The 13,805-nt window shown below is 72.5% G+C and carries 11 protein-coding genes; 6 read left to right on the top strand and 5 right to left on the bottom strand.

The features are described from left to right. Positions 1 to 197: 197 nt before the first annotated feature. Positions 198 to 1,829, bottom strand: coding sequence for an RNA-guided endonuclease IscB (gene iscB, locus ACFYZQ_RS30730; protein WP_389154700.1), 1,632 nt, complete (start codon positions 1,827 to 1,829; stop codon positions 198 to 200). A gap of 228 nt (positions 1,830 to 2,057) precedes the next feature. On the opposite strand from iscB, the gene ACFYZQ_RS30725 reads away from it, so the two are divergent. Further along, positions 2,058 to 2,540: a GNAT family N-acetyltransferase gene (locus tag ACFYZQ_RS30725; protein ID WP_389154697.1), complete on the top strand. Its 483-nt coding sequence runs from the start codon at positions 2,058 to 2,060 to the stop codon at positions 2,538 to 2,540. A 122-nt stretch (positions 2,541 to 2,662) separates the two neighbouring features. After that, entirely contained in the window at positions 2,663 to 4,063 is a 1,401-nt protein-coding gene (locus ACFYZQ_RS30720) for a PAS domain-containing protein (protein ID WP_389154694.1), read from the top strand. Between the two features lie 16 nt (positions 4,064 to 4,079). Here ACFYZQ_RS30720 and ACFYZQ_RS30715 read toward each other — a convergent pair whose 3' ends face one another. Further along, complete coding sequence (locus ACFYZQ_RS30715; protein WP_389154691.1) at positions 4,080 to 4,835, bottom strand: SIS domain-containing protein; 756 nt, start codon at positions 4,833 to 4,835, stop codon at positions 4,080 to 4,082. Between the two features lie 246 nt (positions 4,836 to 5,081). Here ACFYZQ_RS30715 and ACFYZQ_RS30710 point away from each other — a divergent pair, with 246 nt between their 5' ends. Both ACFYZQ_RS30710 and ACFYZQ_RS30705 read left to right on the top strand, forming a co-directional pair. Then, complete coding sequence (locus ACFYZQ_RS30710; RefSeq protein ID WP_388804067.1) at positions 5,082 to 5,771, top strand: metal-dependent transcriptional regulator; 690 nt, start codon at positions 5,082 to 5,084, stop codon at positions 5,769 to 5,771. Between the two features lie 275 nt (positions 5,772 to 6,046). Beyond that, complete coding sequence (locus ACFYZQ_RS30705; RefSeq protein ID WP_389154688.1) at positions 6,047 to 6,922, top strand: alpha/beta fold hydrolase; 876 nt, start codon at positions 6,047 to 6,049, stop codon at positions 6,920 to 6,922. Between the two features lie 372 nt (positions 6,923 to 7,294). Here the strand turns inward: ACFYZQ_RS30705 and ACFYZQ_RS30700 are convergent, their stop codons facing one another. The 3 genes from ACFYZQ_RS30700 to ACFYZQ_RS30690 are packed head-to-tail and all read right to left on the bottom strand — an operon-like array spanning position 7,295 to position 10,359. Then, on the bottom strand, positions 7,295 to 8,884 hold the full coding sequence (locus tag ACFYZQ_RS30700) for a transporter (RefSeq protein WP_389154685.1): 1,590 nt from the start codon (positions 8,882 to 8,884) through the stop codon (positions 7,295 to 7,297). Then, positions 8,881 to 9,669, bottom strand: a complete 789-nt coding sequence (locus ACFYZQ_RS30695) for an ABC transporter ATP-binding protein (RefSeq protein ID WP_389154682.1) — start codon at positions 9,667 to 9,669, stop codon at positions 8,881 to 8,883. Before ACFYZQ_RS30695 ends, ACFYZQ_RS30700 begins: the two co-directional genes overlap by 4 nt. A 24-nt stretch (positions 9,670 to 9,693) precedes the next feature. Beyond that, the gene (locus ACFYZQ_RS30690; RefSeq protein ID WP_389154679.1) at positions 9,694 to 10,359 is read right to left on the bottom strand and encodes a bifunctional DNA primase/polymerase; all 666 of its coding nucleotides are present in this window, start codon (positions 10,357 to 10,359) and stop codon (positions 9,694 to 9,696) included. A 275-nt stretch (positions 10,360 to 10,634) separates the two neighbouring features. Here ACFYZQ_RS30690 and ACFYZQ_RS30685 point away from each other — a divergent pair, with 275 nt between their 5' ends. Together ACFYZQ_RS30685 and ACFYZQ_RS30680 are read left to right on the top strand one after the other, a co-directional pair. After that, entirely contained in the window at positions 10,635 to 12,020 is a 1,386-nt protein-coding gene (locus ACFYZQ_RS30685; protein ID WP_389154676.1) for a transcriptional regulator, read from the top strand. A 201-nt stretch (positions 12,021 to 12,221) separates the two neighbouring features. Then, positions 12,222 to 13,790 (top strand): hypothetical protein, encoded by a 1,569-nt coding sequence (locus tag ACFYZQ_RS30680; protein WP_389154673.1) that lies wholly within the window; start codon positions 12,222 to 12,224, stop codon positions 13,788 to 13,790. Positions 13,791 to 13,805: the final 15 nt, after the last annotated feature.

The raw sequence follows: 13,805 nt of genomic DNA, 5'->3' as shown, positions 1-13,805 counted from the left end.
CGTACCGGCGGACTCGCGGGTCGGGTGACTGCGTTGGATTGGCCGGCTGCATGGACATGGCCACGCTGGACCGGCACCGCACTGAGTGGGCGACGGGCCGCTAGCCCGCAGCCACCTCCGACGTCCGGTGTGCATACATGCTCCGAACCACCTCCTCTCCTCGGTGCTCCACACCTTAGGAAGCGGCCGGGCACCGATCAACCCATTTTCCCGGATGTCGCTGCCGTCGCTTCCGGGCGGGAGCTGTATCCGTATCCGTCGCCCCTCTGCAGCAGCCGCAGATTCCAGTGGGAGACGTTGAACCGGCCTGCCGAGGTGGACAGGCTGTGCTGTCCTCTGGCCCGGACGGAGATGCGGCCGGTCCACGTTCCCGCCCACTTGCCGGACGGCACGGTCGCCCGTACGAGATCTCCGGTGGCGTACCCGAAGTGCTGCTTGGCGCGGGGCCGCCGAAGACGGGGGAAGCCGAACCGGTCCGGGGCCGTGCGGGCGTACGAGCCGCGCCCCGTGGCCTTGACGACGAGTACTTGCTCGGGGAACCGGACGATCGCGTCGCCGGTCTCGTGATCCAAAGGTCCCACGCAGAGAGCATCGAGGGTGTGCGTCTTGTCGAATCCCATGGCAACGCGGTTCCACTTCGTGCGCCCGCCCGACCAGGCGTGTACGGGTTTGCCGAGGTCAGTCAGCGCCTCAGTGAGCTGCCATCGGGTCGCGTTCATGGCTGCCGCGTCACGGAGCGGCGTCTTGACCTGCCGAAGGATCAACGCGAGGCGGTCGGGTCGGTGGGCGAGGAAGACCTCGACGGGAGTGTTGTTCTTGGCCCGGTTGCAAGGGACGCAGGCGAGGACGAGGTTGGAGACGCGGTCTGAGCCTCCTCGGCTGCGGGGTCTGAGGTGGTCGATGTTCAGGGGGACGCCGGTGGCGTCGCAGTAGGCGCACGCACTGTTCCACTTGGCGCGCAGGTATGCGCGGACTTCGGTTCCGGCGAGGGTGCCTTGCTGGTACTCGGCGCCGGTGAGGGGCCTGTCTGCGCTCATGGCGTGGGTGTCGAAGGCGACGCGTTCCACGTGGATCTCGGTGACGGGTGCGTAGCGGGAGAGGCGGGCTGCCTGGGAGTAAGTGGTGTCGACGCGGTGGCGCAACGACGGCGGTAGCCATCCGGCTGGGCGGGTTCGGTTGTTCGGTCGGGGTGCTCGGTAACGGCAGTTGGCGGAGCGCCGCCTGTGGCGGTAGCCGGCGCGCTGTCGCATGGACAGTCGGATCTGGTCGCTGCGGTGCTGGAGCTCGACGGAGATCAGCCCTCGTCTGACGGTGACGACGGCTCCTTGCGCGTTGGTTTCCTTCTTCTCGTCGGTGAGGACGAGGCCGGTGCCTTTGGAACCGGGGTCGATGCGCAGTTGCACGCCGTCGACTTGTGATTCGGCCAGCGTGCGGTCCTTCAGACGGATGGTGAAGGGCGCCTGCCGGGCGACCACCGCTCGCCCCCTGCGGAGCAGTTCCCGAGCCCGTGCGGGATGGCAGGGCATGAGGGGCTGCCCGTCCTTGGAGAGGACGAAGACTCTGGCCGCGCGTGTGAGAGCGTCACCGCTCTCGTTCTCTGCCGTCTCCGCTGCCGTGACAGCGTTCTCGGCGTGACGCCGACGGGCCTTGGTGCTGTTCCCGTCGGTCTCCCCTCGCCCATGTTCCCTGCCGGTGCCCCACGCGGTGGCGGGGTGGCCGTAAGCCGTTTCGTCCCTGCTCCCGGGGATGTCTGCTCTCGCGGATTCCAGAGCAGGCTGCTGAGGAAGCACAGCCTGGTGGGTCTGCTCGCCTGCAGGAAACGTAGTCATCGGGGGCACCTCCCTGATCTTGCGGATCGTGATGACTTGGGCTGGACACTCGGAGTGGGAGCGAGTGACCTCCTTTCGGCGTGTACGCAGGTAAAGCTAGTGATCAGGTGATGGCCGCGTGCCGGGATTGAGACCTTTCGCTCTTTCGTGCGAAGGTGCTCAAAGTCTCGAATCTACGGCCCGATCTTGCTGCTATGGCGATATCAAAAATGATCTAGCGTTCCAGGCATGACGGAGCGACGTGAGACGACTGAGCCGCGACCGGGGTTGGAGATCCGGCCCGTGGATAGCGAGACGGCGCTGGAGCAGTGGCGGCATGTGCACAACGTGGTCGTGCCGCCGGCGGCGATGTCGTCGGAGGACGCGCGGGGGCGGTTGCGGCGGTATCGGCTGGTGAACGCGTACGTGGGGGACGTGCTCGTCGGGTGTTCCACCGTGCGGCCCCCGCAGGACGGCGTGGCCACGGTGATCGCGCGGGTGCTGCCGGAGTACCGGGGGCGCGGGTACGGCAGGGCGCTGTACGAGGACGGGCTCGCCCACGCGCGCGTGCTGGGGGCGGAGGCGGTCGAGACGTGTGTGCTGGCGGTCAATGAGAGCGGGCTGAGGTTCGCCGGGAAGTGTGGTTTCGCCGAGGTCGAGCGGTATGTGCTGGAGGGGGAGAGCGACGAGTGGATCGACCTCCGGCTGGGCACTCTCACTGGTAGCGGCTGATCTACAACGATTCCCTCAATCTTGTGGGAACCGAGTGTGCGCTGCGTCACGTTCGAGTTGAATGAAGGTGAGTGAGCGAACCTTCGTGCCGTAACCGCGGACACAGCCTGCAGGGGGTCCAGGTGAGTGCTTCCCGGCGTAGTGGAACCACCGATGAGCTGGGGCCCGACGGGCCCGAGCGGGACGGAGCCGATCTGCTCGCGGCCCTGCTCGACGGTATGGACGCGGCTCTGTGCGCCTTCGACGCGGACGGAGTCGTCACGCACTGGAACCGTGAGGCGGAGCGGATCCTGGGCTGGACCGCGACGGAGGCGGTGGGGCGCAAGGGGTTCGCGGGCTGGGCGGTGCGTACCGCCGACGCGGGGGAGGTCGAGGGGCGGCTGCTGTCCGCGATGCACGCGCCCGGTCGGCAGGTGCACGAGTTCGCGCTGGTGACGAAGGACGGCGGGCGGGTTCTCGTACGGACGCAGTCCGCGGCCGTGCGCGGGCCCGACGGCAAGCCGGCGGGCGTGTACTGCGCCTTCAGCGAGGTGCACGCGCAGATCGATCTGGAGCGGTCCATCGCTTTGAGCGAGGCGCTGTTCGAGGACGCCTCGTGGGGGGTGGTCCTCGTCGACGCCGACCTCAGGCCTGCCGTGGTGAACGCGCACGCGGCGCGGGCGTTGGGGGTGGGGCGTACGTCCGGGCTCGGACGGCCGCTCGGGGAGTTGCTGTCCCAGGGTGTGGAGGAGCTGGAGGGCGCGCTCACACATGTGCTGGCCGAGGGCGCGCCGCCCGCGCCCGCCGAGATGTGGGTGAGCGTGCGCACGTCGGAGGGCGAGCGGCGGCGGTGCTGGCGCAGCTGGTTCCTGCGGCTGGCCTCGCCGCTGGCGGAGGAGCCGGTGCCGCTCGGGGTGAGCTGGATGTTCCAGGACGTCACCGAGGCGAAGCAGGGTGAGCAGGAGGCGGCGCTGCTGCGTTTCCGCAGCAATCAGCTGCACCGGGCGGCGCGGGCGGCGGCGGAGTGCGAGGATCCGGCGGAGGCGGCCACGATCCACCTGGACTTCGCGTTGGCCGGGTTCGCCGACCATGCTCTGATCGACCGGGTGGCGGGTGCTGTTCCGGTGGTGGCCGAGGCGTCCGGGCCGGTACGGCTGGTGCGGATCGCGGCGACGCCCTCCGGGGCGCCCGGGCCGAGTCTGGTGACGGGGGCGGCCGGTCTGCCGGTGCTGTACGAGCCGGGGCATCCCGCGCTGCAGTGCGTGGAGCGGGTGGGTGCCGTGCGTGCGGACGCCGGTGATGTGCCGGTCGAGCGGGCCCGGGAGTGGGCTCTGGCGCGGCAGTGGCCCGCCGACAGCGTGCATGCCTTGTGCGCGGTGCTGCGCAGCCGGGGGCGGACGCTGGGTGTGGTGACCTTCCTGCGGGGGCGTGGGCGGAGCCGGTTCGAGCGGTCCGACGCGGCGTACGCCGAGGATGTCGCCGTGCGGATCGCGGTGGCGCTGGATCTGGCGGGGGCGGTCGGGGAGGCGTCCGGGCAGGGTTGAACCCCGCTCGGCGTGCTCAGTGCTGGTAGAAGATCCGGTCGCGGTACTGCTCGAAGACGCGGCGGTTCCAGTCGTGGCCGCCGTCCACGTTCCCGGAGCGCAGCAGCGGGGGTTCGATGCCGCGGTCGGCGAGGGTGGCGGCCGCCGTGGCCATGACCGCCTGGAGGAGGGCGGCGGTGACGACCGTGGAGGCGGGGGCGAAGGGAGCGGGGACGGTGTCGAGGGTGAGTTCGGCGTCGCCGACGGCGATCTTGGAGTCGAGGACGATGTCGCAGTGGTCCTTGAGGAAGGTGCCGGAGGAGTGCCGGGACGTGGTCTCGGTGGCGTAGGCGACCGATGTCACGCCGATGACCTTCGCGCCGAGGGCGCGGGCGCCGGTCGCCATTTCGACGGGGAGGGCGTTGCGGCCGGAGAGCGAGATGATCACGAGGGCGTCGCCGGCGCGGAGCGGTGAGGCGCCGAGGACGGCGGTGGCCAGGCCGTCGACGCGCTCGAGGGCGGAGCCGAGGGTGGCGGGGACGACGTCGACGCCGACGACTCCGGGGACCGCGAGCAGGTTCATGAGGGCGAGGCCGCCCGCGCGGTAGACGACGTCCTGGGCGGCGAGTGAGGAGTGGCCGGCGCCGAAGGCGAACAGCTGGCCGCCGGCCTCGACGGTGTCGGCGAGGAGTGTCGCGGCGGCCGTGACGGTGTGCGACTCCTCCGCCTTGACTCTGCGCAGCAGGCCGATGGCGGCGTCGAGGAACTGGTCGGCCGGCGTGCCGTCGCTCATGCGTTGCCCCTTCGCAGGCGTCTGTGTCCGCAGCGTCCGTGTCGCGGATCACCGTGCGGTCTGGACCAGTGTGCTGTCAATACGGTGGCGGTGGCCTGGGGCGGGCCCCGTGGGTGGGTGTTCGTCGCCGTGCGGGTTTCGGCGGCGCGGCACGGTTGTCGGTGGTATGCGTCAGAATTGAGGTCAGGGCCAGCGCACGCGCCGGGGAGCGGCGAGCTTTCCGGAAGAAGCAATCGAGGGGCACGTATGTCCGGACTGATCGACACCACGGAGATGTATCTCCGCACCATCCTCGAGCTCGAGGAGGAAGGCGTGGTCCCCATGCGCGCCCGCATCGCCGAGCGTCTCGACCAGAGCGGCCCGACGGTGAGCCAGACGGTGGCGCGGATGGAGCGCGACGGCCTGGTGTCGGTGGCCAGTGACCGGCATCTGGAGCTCACCGACGAGGGCCGTCGGCTGGCCACGCGCGTGATGCGCAAGCACCGCCTGGCGGAGTGTCTGCTGGTCGACGTGATCGGCCTGGAGTGGGAGCAGGTGCACGCGGAGGCGTGTCGCTGGGAGCACGTGATGAGCGAGGCGGTGGAGCGTCGCGTGCTGGAGCTGCTGCGTCACCCGACCGAGTCGCCGTACGGCAATCCGATCCCGGGCCTGGAGGAGCTGGGTGAGAAGGACGGTGCGAATCCGTTCCTGGACGAGGGCATGGTGTCGCTGGCCGACCTGGACCCGGGGGACGGCAAGACGGTCGTGGTCCGCCGGATCGGTGAGCCCATCCAGACGGACGCGCAGCTGATGTACACGCTGCGCCGGGCCGGTGTGCAGCCCGGTTCGGTGGTGAGCGTGACGGAGGCGGCGGGGGGTGTGCTGGTCGGCAGCGGGGGCGAGGCGGCCGAGCTGGAGGCGGACGTGGCCTCCCACGTGTTCGTGGCGAAGCCCTGATCCGCCGGCCGCGGACAGGTGGAAGGCCCCGGCGCCGTCTGGCGCCGGGGCCTGTCCTCCCCTGTGTTGACCCGGAGCCCCGAGCTCTCAGGGTCATTCCCCGCGGACCGTTTTCCCCGAGCGGTCCGCCCCCCGCAGTAGAGATCCCCTGGGCGGCGGCGATCATTCCTTGAGGGGTGTCACTCGAACGAGGGGTGTTGATCGCAGATCCGGAATTTTCGAATAGCTATTCGATAGTGTGCGGGTGTCCGAGCGGAGGTAGGGGGGCCTGACCCATGGCACGGCGCATCGATGTGACGGGGGCGGGTGGCGTGCGACTCGCCGCCTGGGAGTACGCGGACCCTCCCAAGGGCGATCCGGCCGCCGCGGGTTCCGGCCGGACGCGGCCCGGCGTGCTGTTACTGCACGGTCTGATGGGCCGTGCCGCGCACTGGGCGTCCCCCGCCCGCCGGCTCTCCGAGCGGTACCACGCCGTCGCGCTGGACCAGCGGGGCCACGGCCAGAGCGACAAGCCCCCGAAGGCCGCCTACACCCGGGACGCGTACATCGAGGACGCCGAGGCCGCCCTGGAACAGCTCGGCCTCGCGCCCGCCGTCGTCATCGGCCACGCCATGGGCGCGCTGACCGCCTGGCAGCTCGCCGCCAAGCGCCCCGACCTGGTCCGCGGCCTGGTCATCTGCGACATGCGGGCCTCCGCGCTCGGCGCGGCCTCGCAACGGGAGTGGGCCGACTGGTTCCGGTCCTGGCCCGTCCCCTTCGCCACGCTCGCCGACGTACGCAAGTGGTTCGGCGAGGACGATCCCTGGGTGGAGCGCCCGAACCCCCGCCGCGGCGCGTTCTACGCCGAGGTCATGCAGGAGACCCCGGACGGCTGGCGCCCCGTCTTCGAGCCCGACCAGATGCTCAAGTCCCGCGAGACCTGGGTGTACGACGCGCACTGGGAGGAGCTGGCCCTGGTCGAGTGCCCCGCGCTGGTCGTCCGTGGCCTCGACGGGGAGCTGGGGCGGGCGGAGGCCCAGGAGATGGTCCGTGTGCTGCCTCGTGGGGAGTACGCGGAGGTGGCGGACGCGGGGCATCTTGTCCACTATGACCAGCCGGAGGCTTGGCGGGGGGCTGTGGAGCCGTTTCTTGAATCGGTGCTCGGGGCTTGAGTGCGCGTTCTCGTCTGCCGGGTGCTGCCGTATGGCGAGTGCCGGTGCGTGGGGGCTCGTCGCGCAGTTCCCCGCGCCCCTAGGGGGTTTGCAGTGGCCCGGGGCTGCCTGGTGCCTACGGTTGTTCGCGCCCGCGCGGCGGAGCCGCATATCGATACAGCCCCGCGTCCCTAGGGGGGTGCAGTGGCCCGGGGCTGCCTGGTGCCTACGGTTGTTCGCGTCCGCGCGGCGGAGCCGCATATCGGTGCAGCCCCGCGTCCCTAGGGGGGTGCAGTGGCCCGGGGCTGCCTGGTGCCTACGGTTGTTCGCGCCCGCGCGGCGGAGCCGCATATCGGTGCAGCCCCGCGCCCCTTCCGGGCGCGACACGTGCCGTCAGCCCTTGCTCACCGCCGTCAGGATCTCCGGTAGGCGGGCCGCTGTTCGTGGTGCTGCCAGGTGCAGGCCTGCCCAGGTGATGCCCGTGCCGTAGACCGCTCCCAGGGGGAGCAGCAGCCAGGTCCAGGCGGCGCCGTCCGCGCTGACGTTCAGCCAGATCGTCAGGCCGATGACCGGCGCGCACAGCAGGGCCGCGCCGACCATGCCGCCGAAGATCGCGATCCAGGCGAGGCCCGCCTGGCCGGGGGCCACGTTCTTGTGGCCCTCCTGCGGGATGGAGTACGGGAAACGGGCCGAGGTCCACGCACCTGTCGCCAGCATCGCCCCGAGCAGTGCGAAGGAAAGGCCGAGCGCCTCGGGCAGCCGGGGCCAGTCGTCAAGGACCGCCGTGGTCAGCACGGTGACGAGGGTGGCGTACGGCAGGGTGATCGCCAGCAGCGCCAGGGCCCGCCCGCGCAGTTCCACGTAGGCGTCCCCGGGCGCGGAGATGGTCAGCGCCACCATCCAGAACGCCGAGGTGTCCTGGCCGAACTGGTTGTACATCTGGATGCCGAGCATCCCGGCGGCGAAGCACGCGAAGTAGATCGACCCGGTGCCCTGCGCCGCGTTGAACACCGGCACGATCAACCCGATGGCGAGCGAGGTCACCCAGGCGGCCTTGGTCTTCGGGTCGCGCCAGACGTAGCGCAGGCTGCGTTCCATGACGGCGCCGGTACGCCCGCCGGGCAGCAGTCGCCGCAGCCCGCCGACCGACCGCTGCGGACGGGTCCGGGCGTCGGCGGCCGGCAGGGTGGAACCGTCGGGCGAGACCATCAGCCGGGTCAGACTGCGGGCCCAGCCCGCGAGCAGCAGCACCAGTGCCCCGGCGCTCAGCAGCAGTTGGACGACCGCCCTGCCGTACGCCCCCTCGCCGGCCGCCCGCACCGCGCCCACCGCCGACGCCGGCGGCAGCCAGCGCAGTACGTCGGCCACCGGGGCGAGCCGCCCCAGCCCGGCCGAACCCAGGTGCTGGGCACCGAAGTTGACCAGTTGGGCGCCGACCGCGATGACCAGCCCGCTGAGCACGGCCAGGTCGCGGCCCCTGCGGCTGGTCAGCAGACGGACGTTGGCGGCGGCGACGGCCCGCGCGAGGGCCACGCACACCAGCAGCGCGAGGCCCACGGCGACGACGGCGACCCCGTAGGCGGCCGGGCCGTCGGCCACCGACAGTGCGCAGCCCACCAGCACCAGCAGCGTGAACAGCGGCCCGATGCCGACCAGCGAGGCGGCCAGCAGGGCCCGTACCAGCGGGCGCGGGCGCAGCGGGAGCAGTACCAGCCGGGTCGGGTCCAGGGTCTCGTCGCCGCTGGGGAAGAACAGCGGCATGACCGCCCAGCCCAGCGCCAGTACGGCGGTGCCCAGGACGGCCACGGCGTCGGCGTGCGCGTGGCCGCGCAGTGCGAGCAGGCCGAGCAGTTGCAGCGCACCGAACAGGACGGCGACCACGGCCGACGCGACGAACGCGGCCCGCCGGCCGCCGGACTGCCGGAGCCCGCCGCGCAGCAGGGACAGTTTCAGCCGTACGACGGTGGAGGTGACGCCGGTCATCGGGCGCCGCCCAGCCAGTCCAGACCGGACCCGGTGTCCCGCCCCCGCGCGCCGACCAGTTCGAGGAACGCCTGCTGCAGGGTGGGGTGTTCGCCGCGCACCTCGGCGAGCGGGCCGTGCGCCCGGATGCGGCCCGCGGCCATGACGGCGACCCAGTCGCACAGCGACTCGACGAGCTCCATGACGTGGGAGGAGAAGACGACGGTGGCTCCGGAGGCGGTGTAGCGCTCCAGGACGCCGCGGATGGTCTGCGCGGACACCGGGTCCACGCCCTCGAACGGCTCGTCGAGGAAGAGGACTTCGGGGTTGTGGAGGAGGGCCGCCGCGAGGCCTATCTTCTTGCGCATGCCGGTCGAGTAGTCGACGACGAGTTTGTGCCGGGCTCCGGCGAGGTCGAGTACGTCCAGCAGCTGGTCCGCCCGCCGGTCCACCTCGGCGCCGGGCAGTCCCCGCAACCGGCCCGCGTAGCCGAGCAGTTCCGATCCAGACAGCCGCTCGAACAGCCGCAGTCCCTCGGGCAGCACGCCGATCCGGGCCTTGACGGCCACCGGGTCCCGCCACACGTCGTGCCCCACGATCTCGACGGATCCCTCGTCCGGCCGCAACAGCCCGGTCACCATGGACAGCGTCGTGGTCTTCCCGGCTCCGTTGGGCCCGACCAGCCCGATGAACTTGCCCGCGGGCAGGTCCAGATCGACCCCGCCCACGGCGACCTGCTGCCCGAACCGCTTCCACAGTCCCCGTGTGCGGACGGCAACAGCACCTGCATCTGCATCCTCGGCCATGCCAGAACCCTACGGGGAACGGGATCAGCGGTCCCGTCCGCAGGCGTAGGCGAGGGAGGAGACCAGTTCCTCCGCGTCGGGCAGCCACCGGTTGGCCGCGGTGGGCCGGCACGCCCACTGGACCGCTCCCCGGGAGCCGAAGCGGGTCGGAGGCGCGGCGACGTAGCCGCCTTCGCCGAACGCCACCAGGTTCAGTGAGCCCGGTGACCAGCCGAGCCCCCGCACCAGCTCCGGGATCTTCACGGTGGCCCCCGGCAGCACGAAGAAGTGCATCCGCCGGTCCGGGGCGAGGGTCACCGGCCCGAGGGTCAGCTCCATCCGCTCCATCCGGGCGAGGGCCAGGAAGCCCGCGGTCTCCGGGACGGACAGGGTGTCGAACGTCCGCCCGGTCGGCAGCAGGATCGACGCCGTCGGCTGCTTCTGCCACATCCGGCGGGCGACGGTCGTGCTGCCGGTCGCCTGCGCCGCCCAGTCCGGCCGCGCCGGATGCGCCCCCGGCGCGGGGCACGCGGCGTCCCCGCAGGAGCAGCGCTGCACCCCGTCGACGGCTTCCAGCCAGGTGCCCGCGACCACTTCCCAGTGGCGCTCCTCGACATAGCGAACGGCGGTCTCCGGCAGCGATTCCCCGCGTTGCTGCGGGATCTGACCGGCATTCTGGACGGTTTCGGTACGCGCGATCGTCTCTTCCACGCTCCACTCAACTCCCGCACCCATCCGTGGTTACGGGCGGGCCCCGTCCTCGGACGGACTTCGCGCGCGGGGGAGGAGCACCGCTTCCCCGGCCGGGGCGCATGGGTGCATGTCCGGGGGCGCGTGGTAGGGGCAGGGGCTCCGGCGGGGTAGCCAGGGGTGGGGTCGGCAACGGGACAAGAGTCCCAGCAATCCTCTTATGCCTGGCATTTTCGGTATGTCCGCTGGGCATTGATCTTCCCGGCCGGATCTTTTCGCTTCGCCAGGGGGTATCCATGGCCGCCAGGCCGCTTGTCGCGCGGCAGCCGAACGAACGGTTGCAGGCGCTCATCCAGGAGGCGGGGTGCTCGAACGCCGGGCTCGCCCGCCGGGTCAACATGTGCGGCGCCGAGCACGGGCTCGACCTGCGGTACGACAAAACGTCCGTGGCCCGCTGGCTGCGCGGACAGCAGCCCCGCGGGCGCGCACCGGCGATCATCGCCGAGGCCATCGGACGCAAGCTCGGCCGCACGGTCACGATCGACGAGATCGGCATGGCCAACGGCAAGAACCTCGCCTCGGGCGTGGGTCTGCAGTTCTCGCCGACGGTGCTGGGGGCCATCGAGCAGGTCTGCGAGCTGTGGCGCAGTGACGTGGGCCGCAGGGACTTCCTGTCCGGTTCCTCGGTCGCCGCGTCCGCGCTGGTCGAGCCCAGCCGCGACTGGCTGATCTCGGCGCCGGACGCGCAGGTGGCGCGCTCGGCCGGGCCGCGGGTCGGGCAGTCCGACGTGGCCGCGGTGACCGCGATGACCCAGGCGCTGACCGACCTCGACCACCAGTACGGCAGCGGGCATGTGCGCCCGGTGGTCGTGCACTACCTCAACAGCGTCGTGTCCGGGCTGCTCGCCGGCTCCTACCGGGAGGCCGTCGGCCGCGACCTGTTCGCCGCGGTCGCCCGGCTGACCGAGCTCGCCGGATACATGGCCGTGGACACCGGGCAGCCGGGGCTCGCCCAGCGCTACTACATCCAGTCCCTGCGGCTGGCGCAGGCGGCGGGCGACCGCGGCTACGGCGGCTACGTCCTCGCGGCCTCCATGAGCCATCTCGCCGCGCAGCTCGGCAATCCCCGCGAGATCGCCCAGTTGGCGCGGGCGGCGCAGGAGGGGGCGCGTGGTCGCGTGACCCCGCGCGCGGAGGCCATGTTCCATGCGGCGGAGGCGCGCGGGCACGCCCTGCTGGGCGACGTGCGCGCCGCCCAGGTGGCGACCGGGCGGGCGGTGGCGGCCATGGACCGGGCCGACTCCGACTCCGGGGACGACCCGCCGTGGATCGCGCACTTCGACGAGGCCTACCTCGCCGACGAACTGGCGCACTGCCACCGCGACCTGGGGCAGGCGGAGGCGGCGGCCCGGTGCGCGGAGGAGTCCCTCGCCGGGCACCCCGAGACCCGGGCGCGCCGGCGGGCGATCGGCTATGTGCTGCTCGCCACGGCCCAGGTGCAGCAGCGGGAGGTCGAACAGGCCTGCAGCACCGGCATGAAGGCGGTGGAACTGCTGGAGACGCTCCGCTCCAACCGCGGCGCCGAGTACCTGGAGGACTTCCAGCAGCGCCTGGAGCCGTACCGGGAGGAGGCGGTGGTGAGGGAGTTCGGGGCGCGGCTGGAGTTGCAGCAGGCGGCGTGAACGGATGCCCCGCGGGCGGGTGAACGGACGGCGAACGATCCGGTGGCGGGCGGGAGCCGGCCGAACCGGGGCACCGCGGGGCGGTTTTGTTACGGCTGTCACAGGGCAGGTGGTCACGCCTTGAGCTGCGTGGCACCAGGCTCGGGGTACCCGGTAGCGTGAGCCGACGTTTTCGAAGGTCCCCCGATCGTAGGAGTCCCGGTGACGCAGAGTGGACAGGGCGAGGAGCCCTCGGCGCGGCCCGCGCGCGAAGGCATCGTGCTGCCCTCCGACGGTGGCGAGCCGCTGCTGCCGGGCATGACGGGCGGGCCCGCCGCGCAGCCGGTGCCGCCGGTGGCCCAGCCCCCGGCGGGCCCGTCGAGTGGCCAGGCGTGGGACCGGCAGTGGGGCCCGGAGCACCAGCAGGCGCCGCAGCAGGGCCAGGCCTGGCCCGAGGCGCCCGCCCAGCAGGCCCAGCAGTGGTCGGCGCCGGAGCAGCCCGGCGCCTGGACCGGCCAGACCCCGGGCAGCGCGGGCGCGGGCCCGCTCCCCCCGGAGGGCGCCCCGGCGCAGGCGTACGGGGGGCAGACGCCGGACAACCAGGGGTACGGCTCCGGCGGCCCGGGCGCGCAGAACCCGGCGTACGGTTTCGGCGCCCCCGCGCCCCAGCCGTCGTACGGCCAGGCCGGCCCGGGAGCGCAGGGAGCCCCGATGCCGCCCGCCGCCGAGGCCGCCACCCAGTACCTGCCGCCGGTCCCCCCGGCCGCCCCCGCCGACGAGGGCGCCACCCAGTACCTGCCGCCGGTCGCCGCCGGGCCCGCGCCGGCCGACGAGGGCGCGACGCAGTACATACCTCCGGTGACCTCGGGGGCGCTGCCGCCCGAGGCGGGAGACGAGCAGACGCGGTACCTGGGCCGGCCGGTGCAGCAGCAGCCCGCCGCGGCGGGCGCGGACGCCGAGGCCACGCAGTACATCCCGCCGTACACCGGCGCCTCCGGCGGGGACCGGCAGCCGCCCTCCGAGTTCGACAACCTCTTCCGCGGCGGCGAGGGGTCGGCCGGGGCCACGCAGCAGATGCCGCGTTACCAGGAGCCGCCCGGCGCCCACCCCGGGCAGCCGCAGCACGCGTACGCCCCGCAGGACCAGGGTGGCGGCCGGGGCGGCCGGACCCGGTCGCGGCTGCCGCTGATCGCGGCCGTCGGCGTCGGCATCGCCGTCCTCGGTATCGGCGCCGGCGCACTGCTCGGCGGCGGTGGCGGCGGTGACGACGGCGACCACAACAAGAACGTCGCCGCGTCGGCGCCCGCCACCGAGGACTCCAAGTCCGCCGCCGACCCGGCCCGGCAGCAGGCCGTCGCCCTGGACAAGCTGCTCGCCGACAGCGGCAACAGCCGTTCCTCGGTGATCAACGCGGTGGCCGACGTGCGGGCCTGCAACAACCTGGACGGGGCCGCCTCGGACCTGCGTGACGCGGCCGAGCAGCGCAGCGGCCTGGTCACCAGCCTGTCGAAGCTGGCCGTCGACAAGCTGCCGAACCACGCCGAACTGACCAGCGCGCTCACCAAGGCCTGGCAGGCCTCCGCGTCGGCCGACAGCCACTACGCGGCGTGGGCGGACCAGGTCTCCGGCAAGAAGGGCTGCAAGAAGGGCCAGGCCCGCAGCACCGGCCAGACCGCGGCGGGCAACCGCGCCAGCGGCGCGGCCAGCGCGCAGAAGGCCAGGGCCGCCGCGCTGTGGAACGCGATCGCGAAGACGTACGGCCTCACCCAGCGCCAGCCGACCCAGCTCTGAGCCGGGGGGCCGGCG

Origin of the sequence: Streptomyces sp. NPDC001843 (assembly GCF_042891955.1) — a bacterium.
In the GTDB taxonomy this organism is placed as follows: Bacteria; Actinomycetota; Actinomycetes; order Streptomycetales; family Streptomycetaceae; genus Streptomyces.
The sequence above is the reverse complement of the archived record's forward strand: the minus strand, read 5'-3'. Positions and strand labels throughout refer to the sequence as shown.